Consider the following 16,804-nt stretch of genomic DNA (forward strand, 5'->3'; position numbering starts at 1 on the left):
CCTGGGCCCCTGTGGCCGCCTGAGGGGCGTTCCGCGTCGCGGGGCACTCCTGGGGCCGGGATCAGACGTGGGGGCGCAGCCGGGCGGCCTGGAGGGTCTGAGGGCTGTCCGGCACCCCCTCGTTGAGGGCACTGCCCTTCTGCCACTTCTCCCAGGAGAGGTTCCAGTCGCCGAACCCGTTCCCGAACGGGCTCATGTCCTCCCCCGCGCTGCCGACGACCTTGACGATGTCGCCCTGGCGCACGGTCTCGAAGAACCACGCGGCGTTGCTGGTGCTCATGCCGGTGCAGCCGTGGCTGACGTTGGCATAGCCGTGGGAGCCGGTCGACCAGGGCGCGGCGTGGACGTACTCACCGCTCCAGGTCACCCGGGTGGCGTAGTAGACCGGCAGGTCGTACGACTCGGAGGAGCCCGCCGCGATGCCGATGCTCTCCCCGCGCATCCGTACGTAGTACTCCTTCGCCAGCACCACCTTGACGCCGTTGCGGGTGGAGAAGCCGGGCTTGCCGGTGGTGACCGGAATGGTGTTGATCACTTCTCCGTTGCGGAGGACCGTCATGGAGTGGTCCGAGGCGTCGGTGACGGCCTCGATACGGTCGCCGGTGGTGAGCTTCAGGGGCTTGGCCTCGGCTCCGTAGAGGGACTTGGTCACCTTGATGCCCGTGAGGTTGGAGCGCACCTCGATGGTGGCGTTCGCGGGCCAGTACTCCTTCGGGCGGTAGTGCAGCGTCTTGTCGTCGACCCAGTACCAGGAGCCGGTGACCGCCGGGGTGGAGCGCACCTTCAGGGCGCGCTCGACGGTGGCCCGGGAGGCCTTGTCGGTGATCGGGGCGCTGAGTTCCGCGGTGACGGGCTGTCCGACGCCGTAGGTGCCTGCCTGCGGGCCGAAGGCGACCTTCAGCAGCTTCTTGGGCGAGGAGGTGTCGAAGGAGAGCGTACGGACGCCGGGGGCGCCGTCGCTGTTCTCGGTGGAGACCCTGACGGTGTATCCGGTACCGGCCGCGAGCGGGGCGGTGGAGCGCCACCGGCGCCCGTCGGCCGAGAGCTCGCCCGCCAGGTGGCGGCCCCCCGTGTCCACGGCGCTGACGTCGGTGATGCGGCCGTCGTCGCCCTTGACGACGACTTCCAGCGGCTTGTCGGGGTCGGCCTTCTCGTTCTTGGAGGGGCCGTTGAAGGAGACCTGGTCGCCCGCGTCGTACGGCTTCGTCGAGAGCGGGTGGCCGTCGGGTGAGCCACAGGCGGTCGCACCCGCGGCGAGGGTCACGACCAGCAGGGTGCAGCTCACTACGGTGCGGATGCGCGGCGTGTGGTTCATGCGTCCACGCTAAGAAGATTCGTCCGTTGCAGCGCGTTCAGTGACTGCAAACGAGCGAAAGGCCCGCGTCGCTTGCGGCGATGCGGGCCTTTCGTGGTGTAGCGCGTGTCACCTCTGGCAGGGTGTCACTGGGTCTGGTTCTCACCCCGGTAGTACTCGTACACCCAGCCGAAGAGGCCGATCAGGAGCAGCGGGGCCGAGAAGTACATCAGCCACCAGCCGACGGCGATGCCCAGGAAGGCGAAGGCGCCACCGACCGCCAGGGCGAGGGGCTGCCAGCTGTGCGGGGAGAAGAACCCCAGCTCGCCCGCCTCGTCGGCGACGTCCGCCTCCTTGTTGTCCTGGGCCATGGCGTCGACCCGCTTGGCCGTGAAGGCCAGGTAGAAGCCGATCATGAGGGCCAGGCCGAAGGCCAGGAAGAGGGCCGTGGTGCCGACCGGCTCCTTCGACCACACGCCGTACACGACGGCCATGGCGAGGATGAAGACGCTCAGCCAGATGAACATCTGTCCCTGGATCTTCACTTGCCTGCCTCCTTGCCGCCGGCGAGGGCCTTGTCCGACTCGGAGTGGTGCTCAAGCTGTTCGAGCGCCGCGATCTCGGGGTGGTGCAGGTCGAACGCCGGCGATTCGGAACGGATGCGCGGCAGCGTGAGGAAGTTGTGCCGCGGCGGCGGGCAGGAAGTCGCCCACTCCAGCGAACGGCCGTAGCCCCACGGGTCGTCGACCTCGATCTTCTTGCCGTACTTGGCGGTCTTCCAGACGTTGTAGAAGAACGGCAGCATCGACAGTCCGAGCACGAAGGACGCGATGGTCGAGATCGTGTTCAGAGCGGTGAAGCCGTCGGCGGCGAGGTAGTCCGCGTAGCGACGCGGCATGCCCTCGGCACCGAGCCAGTGCTGCACCAGGAACGTGCCGTGGAAGCCCACGAACAGCGTCCAGAACGTGATCTTGCCGAGCCGCTCGTCCAGCATCTTGCCGGTGAACTTCGGCCACCAGAAGTGGAATCCGGAGAACATCGCGAAGACCACGGTGCCGAAGATGACGTAGTGGAAGTGCGCGACGACGAAGTACGAGTCCGAGACGTGGAAGTCCATCGGGGGCGAGGCCAGGATGACGCCGGTCAGACCACCGAAGGTGAAGGTGATCAGGAAGCCGACGGCCCAGAGCATCGGTGTCTCGAAGGACAAGGACCCCTTCCACATCGTGCCGATCCAGTTGAAGAACTTCACACCGGTTGGCACCGCGATAAGGAAGGTCATGAAGGAGAAGAACGGCAAGAGCACGCCGCCCGTCACATACATGTGGTGCGCCCAGACCGTCACGGAAAGACCGGCGATGGCGATCGTCGCGGCGATCAGACCGATGTAGCCGAACATCGGCTTGCGGCTGAATACCGGGATGACCTCGGAAATGATTCCGAAGAACGGCAGGGCGATGATGTACACCTCTGGGTGTCCGAAGAACCAGAAGAGGTGTTGCCAGAGCAACGCGCCGCCATTGGCGGAATCGAAGATATGCGCACCGAATTTACGGTCCGCCTCCAGCGCGAAGAGCGCGGCGGCCAGAACCGGGAAGGCCAGCAGGACCAGCACACCGGTCAGCAGGACGTTCCAGGTGAAGATCGGCATGCGGAACATCGTCATGCCGGGTGCGCGCATGCAGATGATCGTGGTGATGAAGTTGACCGAGCCGAGAATCGTACCGAAGCCGGAGAAGGCCAGGCCCATGATCCACATGTCGGCGCCGATGCCCGGCGAGCGGACCGCGTCGTTCAGCGGCGCGTAGGCGAACCAGCCGAAGTCAGCCGCACCCTGCGGGGTCAGGAAACCCGCCACCGCGATGAGCGAGCCGAAGAGGTACAGCCAGTACGCGAACATGTTCAGCCGCGGGAACGCCACATCGGGCGCGCCGATCTGCAACGGCATGATCCAGTTCGCGAACCCGGCGAACAGCGGCGTCGCGAACATCAGCAGCATGATCGTGCCGTGCATCGTGAACGCCTGGTTGAACTGCTCGTTCGACATGATCTGCGTGCCGGGACGAGCCAGCTCGGCGCGCATGAAGAGCGCCATGATTCCGCCGATGATGAAGAACGCGAACGACGTGACCAGGTAGAGCGAGCCGATCGTCTTGTGGTCAGTGGTGGTCAGCCACTTGATGACGACGTTTCCCGGCTCCTTGCGCCGCACCGGCAGCTCGTCCTCGTACGAGTCGTCTGCCGGCGCAGCACCCTGAGGTTCGTTGAGGATGCTCACAGTTGGTTCTTCTCCGCATTCCTGGCCGGGTCCGTCTGCTCGATGCCCGCCGGCACGTAGCCCGTCTGACCCTTCTCAGCGAGCTCCTTGAGGTGCTGCTGGTAACGCTCGGGGGAGACGACCTTGACGTTGAAGAGCATCCGGGAGTGGTCGACGCCACAGAGCTCGGCGCACTTGCCCATGAAGGTGCCCTCCCGGTTGGGGGTCACCTCGAACACGTTGGTGTGGCCCGGAATGACGTCCTGCTTCATGAGGAACGGCACCACCCAGAAGGAGTGGATGACGTCGCGCGAAGTGAGGACGAAGCGGACCTTCTCCCCCTTCGGCAGCCACAGGGTCGGACCCGGGTTGCCGTTCTGGGGGTTACGGGTCCCGGGGATGCCCACGTCGTAGACGCCGCCGGCGCCCTCGGGGAAGTCCTTCTGGAACCTGTCCGGGATGGCCGAGAGCTCCTTGGGGATCTCCTTGCCCGCAGCGGGCTGGCCTTCCACCTTCTCGATGTAGTTGAAGCCCCAGCTCCACTGGTAGCCGACCACGTTGATGGTGTGGGCGGGCTTGTCGGAGAGCTCAAGGAGCTTCGACTCATCACGCGCGGTGAAGTAGAAGAGCACCGAGACGATGATGAGGGGAACCACTGTGTACAACGCCTCGATGGGCATGTTGTACCTGGTCTGCGGAGGTACCTCCACCTTGGTCCGGCTGCGCCGGTGGAAGAAGACGCTCCAGAGGATCAGCCCCCAGACAAGGACACCCGTGACGAGCGCTGCCGCCCACGAGCCTTGCCAGAGGGAGAGGATCCGAGGGGCCTCTTCCGTTACCGGGGTGGGCATACCGAGGCGGGGAAAATCCTCCCAGTTGTATGAACAACCGGAGGCCGTCGCCAGGACCAGGCCCGCAGTCAGCACCTGCGGCAGCTTCCGCCGCATCGGGCGCCGCGACGAGCGGTCGGAGCCGTTGGGACTCACGTAGCGCCTTCCCGAGAGTCTCGCCCGCACGGTCGGCGCGCCCGTATGTCTCTGGTCGGTCGCCGGCCCTGACGCGGGCAGGGGTTTGGATGTTTATGCGGACCAAACCCTACTGGACGCTATTTGGGGTCGCGCGGGGAGGGTGCCCAACGCGCCGCCCGACACCCCCAAGGGGTGGAATCCGGGCCTCCGGCCCCCATCTGACGGCCACTCGCCCGGCCGGGGAGAGCGGCCGCCGCCGAGGTGGGGCCGGGCGCGGGCTAGCGTGGCGGCGTGCCCTACTTCGATGCCGCCTCCGCCGCCCCCCTGCACCCCGTCGCACGCCAGGCACTGCTTGCCGCGCTGGACGAGGGCTGGGCCGATCCCGCCCGGCTGTACCGGGAGGGCCGACGCGCCCGGCTGCTGCTGGACGCGGCCCGGGAGGCCGCCGCGGAGGCGGTCGGCTGCCGTCCGGACGAGCTGGTGTTCACCTCTTCGGGGACGTCCGCGGTGCACGCGGGAATTGCCGGGGCACTTTCGGGGCGTCGGCGTGTCGGCCGCCATCTGACGGTGTCGGCGGTCGAACACTCCTCGGTGCTCCATTCGGCGGCGGCCCACGAGGCGGCGGGCGGCTCGTTCACCGAGGTGCCGGTGGGCCGGTCGGGAGCGGTGGACCCGGCGGCGTACGCCGGGGCGCTGCGGGCGGACACCGCGCTGGCCTGTCTCCAGTCGGCCAACCACGAAGTGGGCACCGAGCAGCCGGTGGCCGAGGTCGCCGCGCGCTGCGCGGATGCCGGGGTGCCGCTGCTGGTGGACGCGGCCCAGTCGCTCGGCTGGGGGCCGGTGGCGGGCGGCTGGTCGCTGCTGACGGCGAGCGCGCACAAGTGGGGCGGGCCGGCCGGGGTGGGACTGCTCGCCGTCCGCAAGGGGGTGCGCTTCGCACCCCAAGGCCCCGCCGAGGAGCGGGAGTCGGGGCGGGCGCCGGGGTTCGAGAACCTGCCCGCGATCGTGGCGGCGGCCGCCTCCCTGCGCGCCGTACGGGACGAGGCGGCGGCGGAGTCGGTGCGGCTGCGGGCCCTGGTCGACCGGATCCGGGCCGTCGTGGCGGAGCGGGTGCCCGATGTGGAGGTGGTGGGCGATCCGGAGCGGCGGCTGCCGCATCTGGTCACCTTCTCCTGTCTCTATGTCGACGGGGAGACTCTGCTGCACGAGCTGGACCGGAGGGAGTTCTCCGTATCGTCCGGTTCGTCCTGTACGAGCAGCACACTGGAGCCGAGCCATGTGCTCAGGGCGATGGGTGTGCTGTCGGAGGGGAACATCCGGGTCTCGCTGCCGACGGGCACGGCCGGGGCCGACGTGGACCGCTTCCTCGACGCGCTGCCCGGGGTGGTCGCGGAGGTGCGCGAGCGGCTCGGCGCACCGGCGTCGGCGCCCTCCGTGCCTCCCTCCCCCGAGCCTGCCGCGTCCCTGGTCGTCGACGCGCTGGGCCGCCGCTGCCCGATCCCGGTGATCGAGCTCGCAAAGGTGATCGGGGAGGTACCGGTGGGCGCCACGGTGACGGTCCTCGCCGACGACGAGGCGGCGCGCCTGGACATCCCGGCCTGGTGCGAGATGCGGGGTCAGGAGTACGTGGGCGAGGAGCCGGCGGACCGGGGCTCGGCCTATGTGGTCCGCCGGCTCGGCTGAATCACGCCAGGTGCTGCTGGACCTCGGCTGCGGCCTCGTGGCCGTACGCCTTGGTGAAGCGGTCCATGAAGTGGGTGCGGCGCAGGGTGTACTCCTGGGTGCCGACCGTCTCGATGACCAGGGTGGCGAGCATGCAGCCGACCTGGGCGGCGCGCTCCAGGCCGACGCCCCAGGCGAGGCCGGAGAGGAAGCCCGCGCGGAAGGCGTCGCCGACGCCGGTGGGGTCGGCCTTGGTCTCCTCCTCGGGGCAGCCGACCTCGATGACCGGCTCGCCCGCCCGCTCGATCCGGACACCGCGGGCGCCGAGGGTGGTGACGCGGTGGCCGACCTTGGCGAGGATCTCCTCGTCGCTCCAGCCGGTCTTGGACTCGATGAGCCCCTTCTCGTACTCGTTGGAGAAGAGGTACGTGGCGCCGTCGAGGAGGATGCGGATCTCCTCGCCGTCCATCCGCGCGATCTGCTGCGAGAAGTCCGCGGCGAACGGGATGTTCCGGGAGCGGCACTCCTCGGTGTGGCGGAGCATCGCCTCGGGGTCGTCGGCGCCGATGGAGACGAGGTCGAGGCCGCCCACGCGGTCGGCGACGTTCTTCAGCTCGATGAGGCGGGCCTCGCTCATCGCGCCGGTGTAGAAGGAGCCGATCTGGTTGTGGTCGGCGTCGGTGGTGCAGACGAAGCGGGCGGTGTGCAGCACCTCGGAGATCCGCACCGAGCCGGTCTCGACGCCGTGCCGGTCGAGCCAGGCGCGGTACTCGTCGAAGTCCGAGCCCGCCGCGCCGACCAGGATCGGGCGGGTGCCGAGCAGTCCCATGCCGAAGCAGATGTTGGCGGCGACACCGCCCCGGCGCACGTCGAGGTTGTCGACCAGGAAGGAGAGGGAGACCGTGTGCAGCTGATCCGCGACCAGCTGGTCGGCGAAACGGCCGGGAAACGTCATCAGGTGGTCAGTGGCGATGGAGCCGGTGACTGCGATACGCACGGGGAGGCTACTCCTGCGGAAGGCGAAGGGCCGTGACTGCGCCCTCCGGGACGGCGTGACAGTTCACGCTACCGGGTGAGCTCTCCGACGAGGAATAGGGAAAACTACCCGATAGTAGGGCTTTCTACCTGAGGGTGACCGTGGTTACGGTGCGGATATGTCGAAGCACACCGCATCGCGAGAGTCCGAAGTGAGCCTGGCGGAGCTGCGCGGGGACTGCGCGCGGATGGCGCCGCACTGGGCCGTACCCGCGAGGAGCGCCCCGGCCCGGGTGGAGCCGGCCCTGATCCACGGGGTGACGGTCCCGCCCGCGTCGGCCCGGTTGATCGACGCGATGTCCGAGTACGGCGACTGACGGCGGCCGTCGGGGAACCGCACGCTCCTCCGCTCCGTCCCACCGGTGTCCCCGTCCGGGGGCACGCGGCAGACACCGCGACGGCAACGCAGTCGAAGGAGCGATCCGGTGAGCACCGAGCGACCCGACAACGACGTGACCGGCCCCCGGCGGCGGCGTCCGCCCCTCGCGGTGGCCTCCGTGGCCGCGGCCGTGCTGCTGGCCGGGGGCGGCGGGGCGTACTGGGCCTCGACCGCTTCGGGCGGCGGCGCGGCGGACGGCGGGGCGGCGGCGAAGGACGCGGCCCCGCTGACCCTGGACGCCGCCGCCGCGGCGGACGGCCCGAGCACCCCTCCCCCGGGCATCGCGCCCGGCGAACCGGACCCGGGCGGTCCGCCGGTGGTCTACCGGGCGTCGGGCGAACTGCCCGACGGTCCGGACGAGGCGGCGGTGCACCACGCCCGGGGCACGGTGGCGTCGGCCGAGGTGGCCCGGCTGGCCAAGGCACTGGGCATCCCGGGCACGCCGCGCACCGAGGGCACGTCCTGGGTGGTCGGCGACGGCGACGGCCCCGGCGCGCTCCTGAAGGTGACGAAGCAGGCCCCGGGCACCTGGACGTTCGCCCGCACCACCCCGGTGAAGCCCTGCGAGCCGGGGAAGGTGTGTGCGAACGGGTCCGGGGAGCCGGGCGGCACCCCGGTGAGCGAGAGAGCGGCGAAGGCTGCCGCGGCCCCGGTCCTCAAGGCGGCCGGGCAGGACGACGCGGCGCTGAACGCGGGCCAGCTCATCGGCGATGCCCGCGTGGTCAACGCCGCCCCGAAGGTCGACGGGCTCCCCACGTACGGCTGGTCCACCGGTATCCAGGTGGGCCCGGACGGCGAGGTGACCGGCGGCAGCGGCCATCTGAAGGCGCTGGAGAAGGGGGACACCTACCCGGCGATCGGCGCGGACGAGGCGCTGGAGCAGCTGAACGCGGCGAGCAAGGGCAAGGGGGACGGCGGCCGGGACATCGGCGGGTGCGCCACTCCCGTCCCGCTGGAGGGTGAGCCGAAGACCTCGGTGCCCGACTGCGTCCCGTCGAACGGCAAGCGGGCGCCGGTGGAGCGGACGGTCGAGGACGCGGTGTTCGGCCTCGCCCTGCACTATGTGGACGGCCGGCAGACACTGGTGCCGTCGTGGCTGTTCACGGTCCGGCAGGCGCCGGGCGGGCCGGAGGACACGGTCACGCAGGTCGCCGTGGATCCGGAGTTCATCGAGAAGCCGGAGACGCCGGCGCCCTCCGGGGACCGGAAGGTGACCTCGTACGCGGCGGACGGCCGGACCCTTGAGGTGACCTTCTGGGGCGGCGTGTGCAGTACGTACACGGCGAGCGCCGAGGAGAGCGCGGGCCAGGTGCGGATCTCGGTCACCGAGCAGCCGCGGGAGGGCGCCTGCATCATGATCGCCAAGGAGCTGACCCGGACGGTGACGCTGGAGAAGCCGCTCGGGGACCGCACGGTGATCGACGCGGCGTCGGGCGCCACGGTGCCGCGCGGCTGAGACGCGGACGTACGGGACGCGGACGTACGAGGGCGGCCCCGGGAGGAATCCCCGGGGCCGCCCTCGTATGCCGGTGCGCGGCGTTTAGCTGAACGAGTCGCCGCAGGCGCAGGAGCCGGTGGCGTTGGGGTTGTCGATCGTGAAGCCCTGCTTCTCGATCGTGTCGACGAAGTCGATGGAGGCGCCGCCCAGGTACGGGGCGCTCATCCGGTCGGTGACGACCTTCACACCGTCGAAGTCCTTCACGACGTCACCGTCGAGCGAGCGCTCGTCGAAGAAGAGCTGGTAGCGCAGGCCCGAGCAACCGCCGGGCTGGACGGCGACGCGCAGCGCCAGGTCCTCGCGGCCCTCCTGCTCCAGCAGGGCCTTGACCTTGGCGGCGGCGGCGTCGGACAGGAGGATGCCGTCGCTCACGGTGGTGGTCTCGTCCGATACGGACATCTGCTTCTCTCCCGGGTTGTACGGACTGCTTGCCGACGGTTCAACCGCCAGACCCGCGGATTCATTCCGGGCCAAGCGCTTGTCTGTTCCTTTTCATGCTCGCACACCCGGTCGCCCGGGGGATGCGTCACATCGACGCTATCGGCATCGTCAAAGTGACACGAAGCGGCTATCATAGATAGCGTCAAATAGACGAAAAGGCGGAGTTCGCCGAAGCTCTTCGCAGAAGTTCGCGGAGTTCACTGAGTTCGCAGACTAGAAAGGGTGCGTGACGTGACCACGGCCCAGCCCCTGGACGTACAGCCGACACCGCTCGCGCTGCTGCTGCTCGGCCGTGAGGCCGACCCGAGGAGCGAGCGCGGCGTCGAATGCCCCGGCGATCTCCCCTCCCCCTCCGACCCGGACCTGGTGGAGCGCGCCCGCGTCGCGAAGGAGAAGCTCGGGGACAAGGTGTTCGTCCTCGGCCACCACTACCAGCGCGACGAGGTCATCCAGTTCGCGGACGTCACCGGCGACTCGTTCAAGCTGGCCCGCGACGCGGCCGCGCGCCCGGAGGCGGAGTACATCGTCTTCTGCGGTGTGCACTTCATGGCCGAGTCGGCGGACATCCTGACCACCGACGCCCAGGCGGTCGTGCTGCCGGACCTGGCGGCGGGCTGCTCGATGGCCGACATGGCCACCGCCGAGCAGGTCGCGGAGTGCTGGGACGTGCTGACCGATGCCGGGGTCGCCGACCAGGTCGTGCCCGTCTCGTACATGAACTCCTCCGCGGACATCAAGGCCTTCACCGGCCGGCACGGCGGCACGATCTGTACGTCCTCGAACGCGAAGCGGGCCCTGGAGTGGGCCTTCGAGCAGGGCGAGAAGATCCTCTTCCTCCCGGACCAGCACCTGGGCCGCAACACGGCCGTGCGGGACATGGGGATGAGCCTCACGGACTGCGTCGTCTACAACCCGCACAAGCCCAACGGCGGCCTCACCGCCGAGCAGCTGCGGAACGCGAAGATGATCCTGTGGCGCGGCCACTGCTCGGTCCACGGCCGCTTCTCGGTCGAGTCGGTCGAGGACGTCCGGGCCCGGATTCCCGGGGTCAATGTGCTGGTGCACCCCGAGTGCAAGCACGAGGTCGTCGCGGCCGCGGACTACGTCGGCTCGACGGAGTACATCATCAAGGCCCTGGAGGCGGCCCCGCGCGGCTCGAAGTGGGCGATCGGCACGGAGCTGAACCTGGTCCGCCGCCTGGCGAATCGTTTCGCTTCCGAGGACAAGGAGATCGTCTTCCTCGACAAGACGGTCTGCTTCTGCTCGACGATGAACCGCATCGACCTGCCGCACCTGGTCTGGACCCTGGAGTCGCTGGCCGACGGCAAGCTGGTCAACCGGATCGAGGTCGACCCGGAGACCGAGAAGTACGCCAAGCTCGCGCTGGAGCGGATGCTGGCGCTGCCGTAGCGGGTGGGCGCTGAGGGGCCCGGTTCGCCGTCGTGACGGCGGGCCGGGCCCCTCGTCTGCGCCGAGACGCCCCCGCGGCGGCCCCTGGGCCCGGATCGGGCCACTTCGCCCGTACGGCACCCGCCCCACCCTTTGTGTAACTACGCTGCTACTCACCGCAGTCGGCCGCTCTCCGGCACGGCCGCGGAACGACGTGGACAGCGATGAGCAGCGAGACGGTGGGGCGGGTATGAGCTACGAGGACCACGGGGCCGACATCGCGGGTGGCGCGGGTGGGACGGACACCGGCGCGCTGCCGCGTGCGGAGGAGACCGTACGGGGCTGCCGCAGCCTCGCCGAGAGCGCCCCCGCGGCCCGGCTCGCGCTCGCCGCGATGCTGGACAGCCTCTCCGTGCTGCGGGCCGGTGCCGGGGACCGTGAAGGGGCCCTGGCGGCGGCGGAGGAGGAGGTGGAGATCTACCGGGCGCTCGACGCGGAGGAGCCGGGCGACTTCCTGCCCGCCCTGGCCGCGGCCCTGCACCGGCTGTCGGACCGGGTCCGCGCCACCGGGGACCGCACCGGCGCCCTGCCCCCGGCGCAGGAGTCCGCGCAGATCTACGCCGAGCTCGGTATGAAGCGCCCGGGGGACTTCCAGGCGGAGCTGGCCCTGGCCATGGACGCCCTGGGCGACCGGATCGCCGACACCGGGGACCGGGCGACCGCCGTGCCGTTCGCGAAGCAGTCCGTACGGCTCCAGCGCGAGCTGATCGAGGAGGAGCGGCCGGGCGCGTCCGTTCCGGCGCTCGCGGCGTACCTGCTGGGCTGCGCCGCGCATCTGGCGGGCGCCGGGGAGCCGGTGGAGGCCGTGCCCCGGGCCGAGGAGGCGGTCGGCCTCCTCCGGCACCTCGCCGAGGAGGAGGCGGAGGCCTTCCTGCCCCGGCTCGCCGCCGCTCTGCACGCCCTCGGCGACCACCGCGCGGCCGTGAGCGACCTCTCCGGCGCGATCGACGCGGCCCGGGAGGCGGGCGACTGCTTCCGTGAACTCGCCGACCTGCGGCCGGATGTCTTCCGCCCGGAGCTGGCCACGGCACTCGACGGCCTGGCCGGTCACCTCAACAGGGCCGGAGACCCGGCGGCGGGCCTGCGGGCTGCGGAGGAGGCGGTGGCCCTGCTCCGCGAGCCTGCCGGGCAACACCCTGACGCCTTCCGCCCGGGCCTGGCCGCCGCTCTCCGCACCCTCGCCCGGAGCCTGGCCGGCACCGGTGGCCCCGCGCAGGCGTCGGCCCCGGCGCGGGAGGCCGTCGGTCTGCTGCGTGAACAGGGCGACGACGTCCTGCCGGAACTGGCCCGCTCGCTCCATCTGCTCGGCACGCACCTGGGGGCGAGCGGTGATGCGGAGGGGGCGGTGGAAGCGTTCTGGGAGTCGGTGGCTCTCCACCGGTCTCTGGCGTTGGAGGACCCCGGCGGCTGCGATGCCCCGGTCACCGCCCTGGTCTCCGCTCTCGACGACCTGACCCGGGCACTCGCCCGTACCGGCGAACACACGGCGGCGATCGAGGAATTCGAGGAAACGGTCAAGGAGTTCACGGCGGCCGACCCGGCGGTCGCCCGGCGCCTGGGCGTCGAACGGAGCGTCTTCCTGCTGCGCTGCCCGGACCCCTGGCCCGCGACCGGAGTGAGCGAGCTGGTGCGGTGGCTCGACGAGGACGGGGAGCGGAACGGGAACGCGGACACCGTGACCGTACGGGCGAGGCGGGCGCTGCGCGCGTACGGTGACAGCGCCGCGGTGCACACGGCGTGGGAGGAGGAGACCTTCACGCCCGTGCCGGACTGGCTGGCCCTGCCTGCGAAGACCCTGGACCTCGTCAGCGCCTGGATGTTCGCACCCGACTGGCCCCGCTCCCGCGATTTCTGGTCGCAGAACGCCGATGTCCTCAGCGGCGGGGAGGCGGTGACCGCCCTCGACGAGCTGGCGGTCCTGGACCCCCTCGGCGCCAAGCGGCACGCCCTGCTCCGCGAGTCCGTCCTCGCCCACGGGGTGACCGCCGCCTACGATCCGCTGATCCTTTCGGAGCAGCTGGCCCAGTGGCTGGAGTGCGCGGACTGGGCGGAGTCACGGGCCTATCTGGAGGAGCACCCGCGCCTCCTGGACGTGCAGCCGCCCGCCGCCACCCCGCTGGCCCACGTCGCGATGCTCGACATCGGCCGCACCGAGGGCCTGGACGCCGCGTACCGGCTGGTGGAGGACCGCGACGCCCTCCAGGCCTACGTGGAGCGGGCGTTGGAAGCCGGGGACGGCACCGCGCTGATGCACGCCGGGGGCATCGAGGGCCAGGTCTTCCACGACCGGCTCTCCTCGCTCACCCATGCCCAGGTGGCCCTGGTGCTCTCGGGAGAGACCTCGGGGTTCGACCCGGACGACCTGGCCGCGCTCCTGCACAGGGCCGGCGAGGAGACCCGCGCCCGGCTGGTGGAGGAGACCGTCGCCCTGAGCGTCCGCCACCCCGAACCGCACGGGGGGACCTGGCGCCGGATCATCGGGGCACTGGGCGGAGAGGCCTGACGCACAGGGGCCTGCCCCACGCGGGTGCGCGGGACGGGCCCCTGTGCCGGTACAGCAGTCGGCTACACGCCCGAGGGCTGTGTCTCCTTCGCCTCCTCCGGCTCGGCCCCGGCCGGTACGCCCGCCTTCGCGGCGCGCTTGGCGGCCTTCTTCCCGGCGCGGCGCTCCTTGCGCAGCTCGACCATCGCGTACAGCGTCGGGACGAGCAGCAGGGTCAGCAGCGTGGAGCTGATCAGACCGCCGATCACCACGACGCCCAGCGGCTGCGAGATGAACCCGCCGTCGCCGGTGACGCCGAGCGCCATCGGGAGCAGGGCGAAGATCGTGGCCAGGGCCGTCATCAGGATCGGGCGGAAGCGGTGGCGGCCGCCCTCGATGACGGCTTCCACGATGCCCAGGCCCTGGGCGCGGTACTGGTTGATCAGGTCGATCAGCACGATCGCGTTGGTGACCACGATGCCGATGAGCATCAGCAGGCCGATCATCGCGGGAACGCCCAGCGGGGTGCCGGTGACGAGCAGCAGGCCGATGGCTCCGGTGGCCGCGAACGGGACGGAGACCAGCAGGATCAGCGGCTGGATCAGCGACCGGAAGGTCGCCACCAGCAGCATGAACACGATCGCGATGGCCGCCAGCATGGCGAGGCCGAGCTGCATGAAGGCCTCGTTCTGGTCCTCGGTGACGCCGCCGATGGTGGCGGTGGCGCCGTCGGGGAGGTCCAGGGCGTCGATCTTCTGGGCGAGCGTGGCGCTGACCGCGCCGGTGTTGTCACCGACGGGCTTGGCGGTGATGGTCGCCGCGCGCTGGCCGTCGATCCGGGTCGTGGAGACCGGGCCGGGGACGAGCTTCACCTCGGCGATGTCGCCGAGCTTCACCGGGCCGAGCGGCAGGGCCTTGAGCTCGGCCATGGTGGTGGCCGGGCGGGCGGTCCTGATGACGACGTCGCGCTCGGTGTCGTCCAGCATCGCGGTGCCGGCCGGGGTGCCGCGTACGGCTCCGGCGACGACCCCGCCCAGTGTGGTGGAGTCGAATCCGGCGGCCGCCGCCTGGTCGTTGGCGGTGACGGAGATGCGCGGGACGCTCTGCGACAGGTCGCTCTGGACGTCGGTGACGTCCTTGATGGTGGCGACCTCGGCGCGGACGGTGTCGGCCGCCTTCTTGAGGGTGTCCGCGTCGGCGGCCTTGACCACGACACTCAGGTCCTGGGCGCCGAAGCCGTCGCCCGCGGCGATGGAGGTGTCGCCGATGCCGTCGAGCCTGCCGAGGGCCTCGTCTATGCGGTCCTGGGCGCTCTCGTAGTCCGCGGCGTCCTTCAGGGTGACCTGGTAGGAGGCCTGGTTGGAGCCCGTACCGCCGCCGAAGGCCGCCATGAAGCCGGAGGAGCCGACGGTGACCTGGTAGTCCTTGACGCCCTTGTCCTGGTCAAGGACCTTCTCCACCTTGCGGGCGGCCTCGTCGGCGGCCTCCAGGCTGGTGCCGGGCGCCAGCTCCTGCTTGACGGTCAGGACTTCCTGCTCGCCCGCGTCGAAGAAGTTCGTCTTCAGCAGCGGGAGCATCCCGAAGGTGCCGATGAGCACCGCGACGGCGATGACGACGCTGGTGATCCGGCGGCGGGTCGCGAAGCGCAGGATCGGGACGTACAGCCGCTGGAGCCTGCTGCGGGCCTCCTTCTCCTCCGCGAGGCGGCGGGCCTCCGCGGCGTCCTCCGGGGTGCCCTTGGGAGCCCGCAGGAACCAGTACGACAGCACCGGCACCACGGTGAGCGAGACCACCAGCGAGGCCAGCAGGGCCGCGGTGACGGTCAGCGAGAACGAACCGAAGAGCTGGCCGATCATGCCGCCGACCAGACCGATGGGCAGGAACACGGCGACGGTCGTCAGGGTGGCGGAGGTGACCGCTCCGGCCACTTCCTTCACCGCGGTGATGATCGCCGTGTGGCGGTCCTCGCCGTAGCCGAGGTGGCGCTTGATGTTCTCCAGCACCACGATCGAGTCGTCGACGACCCGGCCGATGGCGATGGTCAGCGCGCCGAGCGTGAGCATGTTCAGCGACAGGTCCCGGGTCCACAGCACGATCAGCGCGAGGACGACGGAGAGCGGGATGGAGACCGCGGTGACCAGCGTCGAGCGGATCGAGGCGAGGAAGACCAGGATCACGACGACCGCGAAGACCAGCCCGAGCGCGCCCTCGGTGGTCAGCCCGGAGATCGCCTTGGAGACGGCCGGGCCCTGGTCGGAGACGACCGTCAGCTCGGCGCCCGCGCCGAGGTCCTCGCGGAGCTCGGGGAGCTTGTCCTTGACGGCGTCCGAGATGGCGACGGCGCTGCCGTCCTTGTCCATGGTGGCCATCACGGCGAGGCTCGGCTTGCCGTTGGTACGGGTGATGGAGACCGCCGTGGACGGCTCCTGCTTCACCTCGGCCACATCACCGAGGCGCACCGGCTCGCCCGGCTCGTCCGAGGCGTCCGCGGGGGCCTCCGCGACGACCTGGAGGTCCTCGATCTGCTTCAGGGAGGTGTAGCCACCGCCGACCTGGATGGTGCGGCTCTTGCCCGCCTCGGAGAAGGAACCGGCCGGGAGGGTCGTACCGCCCGCCCGGAGGGCCTGGGACAGCGAGCCCGCGTTCAGACCGGCCGCCGCGAGCTTCTTGTCGTCCGGTACGACGGAGACCTGGAGCTCCTGCACCCCGTCCACGGTGACCTGGCCGACGCCCTCGATGTCCTGGAGGGCCGGGACGACCGTGCGGTCGAGCCGGTCGGCCAGCGCCTGCTGGTCCTCGTCGGCGGTGACCGCGAGGACCACGGTCGGGATGTCGTCGGTGGAACCGGCGATGACCTGCGGGTCGACGGTCGCGGGCAGCTGGGCGCGGGCCCGGTTCACCGCCTGCTGGATGTCGGCGACGAGCTGCTTGGTGCCTTCGTCGCCGAAGTCGAACGTCGCCATGATCAGGGCGTTGCCCTCGCTGGCTGTCGAGGTGATGCCCTCGACGCCGTCGACGGCCTTGATGGAGTTCTCCAGCGGCTCGACGACCTGCTTCTCGACCACATCAGGGGACGCACCCTGGTAGGGCGCCAGCACCGACACCATCGGCAGTTCGATGGTGGGCAGCAGCTGCTGCTTGAGCTGCGGGATCGCTATCGCGCCGAAGACGAGCGCGACAATCGAGACCAGCCCGATCAGGGCCCGTTGCGCGAGGCTGAATCTGGACAGCCAGGACATGGGTGCATCTCTCTTCTGTGGCGTACGCGGAGGAGGGCGGGAGGCAACACGGGGACACCTCCGAGCCCACCCCTACGATCTCCGGTTCGCGCCGCCCGTA

At 70.5% G+C, this 16,804-nt stretch carries 12 protein-coding genes; 5 read left to right on the forward strand and 7 right to left on the reverse strand.

Translation table 11 applies throughout. From position 1 onward, the window contains the following. Positions 1–61 precede the first annotated feature (61 nt). From RI138_RS07175 to ctaC, 4 genes are all read right to left on the reverse strand, one after another. Positions 62–1,315, reverse strand: coding sequence for a L,D-transpeptidase (locus RI138_RS07175; RefSeq protein ID WP_311119228.1), 1,254 nt, complete (start codon positions 1,313–1,315; stop codon positions 62–64). Positions 1,316–1,440: 125 nt separating this feature from the next. Continuing rightward, complete coding sequence (locus RI138_RS07180) at positions 1,441–1,839, reverse strand: cytochrome c oxidase subunit 4 (protein ID WP_096629272.1); 399 nt, start codon at positions 1,837–1,839, stop codon at positions 1,441–1,443. Beyond that, entirely contained in the window at positions 1,836–3,572 is a 1,737-nt protein-coding gene (ctaD, locus tag RI138_RS07185) for an aa3-type cytochrome oxidase subunit I (protein WP_096629270.1), read from the reverse strand. Before ctaD ends, RI138_RS07180 begins: the two co-directional genes overlap by 4 nt. Then, positions 3,569–4,537, reverse strand: coding sequence for an aa3-type cytochrome oxidase subunit II (ctaC, locus tag RI138_RS07190; protein WP_096629269.1), 969 nt, complete (start codon positions 4,535–4,537; stop codon positions 3,569–3,571). The genes ctaD and ctaC overlap by 4 nt, the downstream gene beginning before the upstream one ends. Before the next feature lie 273 nt (positions 4,538–4,810). On the opposite strand from ctaC, the gene RI138_RS07195 reads away from it, so the two are divergent. After that, complete coding sequence (locus tag RI138_RS07195) at positions 4,811–6,202, forward strand: cysteine desulfurase/sulfurtransferase TusA family protein (RefSeq protein ID WP_311119229.1); 1,392 nt, start codon at positions 4,811–4,813, stop codon at positions 6,200–6,202. Position 6,203: 1 nt separating this feature from the next. Here the strand turns inward: RI138_RS07195 and RI138_RS07200 are convergent, their stop codons facing one another. Further along, on the reverse strand, positions 6,204–7,178 hold the full coding sequence (locus RI138_RS07200; RefSeq protein ID WP_096629266.1) for a carbohydrate kinase family protein: 975 nt from the start codon (positions 7,176–7,178) through the stop codon (positions 6,204–6,206). Positions 7,179–7,335: 157 nt separating this feature from the next. On the opposite strand from RI138_RS07200, the gene RI138_RS07205 reads away from it, so the two are divergent. Both RI138_RS07205 and RI138_RS07210 read left to right on the forward strand, forming a co-directional pair. Then, the gene (locus tag RI138_RS07205) at positions 7,336–7,533 is read left to right on the forward strand and encodes a hypothetical protein (RefSeq protein ID WP_311119230.1); all 198 of its coding nucleotides are present in this window, start codon (positions 7,336–7,338) and stop codon (positions 7,531–7,533) included. A gap of 108 nt (positions 7,534–7,641) precedes the next feature. Beyond that, positions 7,642–9,051, forward strand: coding sequence for a hypothetical protein (locus RI138_RS07210; protein WP_311119231.1), 1,410 nt, complete (start codon positions 7,642–7,644; stop codon positions 9,049–9,051). Between the two features lie 84 nt (positions 9,052–9,135). Here the strand turns inward: RI138_RS07210 and RI138_RS07215 are convergent, their stop codons facing one another. Next, complete coding sequence (locus RI138_RS07215) at positions 9,136–9,492, reverse strand: iron-sulfur cluster assembly accessory protein (RefSeq protein ID WP_006123927.1); 357 nt, start codon at positions 9,490–9,492, stop codon at positions 9,136–9,138. 264 nt (positions 9,493–9,756) lie between these two features. Between RI138_RS07215 and nadA the strand changes: the two genes are divergently transcribed. Beyond that, on the forward strand, positions 9,757–10,944 hold the full coding sequence (nadA, locus tag RI138_RS07220) for a quinolinate synthase NadA (RefSeq protein WP_311119232.1): 1,188 nt from the start codon (positions 9,757–9,759) through the stop codon (positions 10,942–10,944). Positions 10,945–11,173: 229 nt separating this feature from the next. After that, positions 11,174–13,486, forward strand: coding sequence for a tetratricopeptide repeat protein (locus RI138_RS07225; protein WP_311119233.1), 2,313 nt, complete (start codon positions 11,174–11,176; stop codon positions 13,484–13,486). Between the two features lie 62 nt (positions 13,487–13,548). Here RI138_RS07225 and RI138_RS07230 read toward each other — a convergent pair whose 3' ends face one another. After that, positions 13,549–16,704 carry an efflux RND transporter permease subunit gene (locus RI138_RS07230; protein ID WP_311119234.1) on the reverse strand — a complete coding sequence of 1,052 codons (3,156 nt, stop codon included), beginning with the start codon at positions 16,702–16,704 and terminating at the stop codon, positions 13,549–13,551. Between the last annotated feature and the right edge of the window lie 100 nt (positions 16,705–16,804).

The organism is Streptomyces durocortorensis, from assembly GCF_031760065.1.
GTDB lineage: Bacteria > Actinomycetota > Actinomycetes > Streptomycetales > Streptomycetaceae > Streptomyces.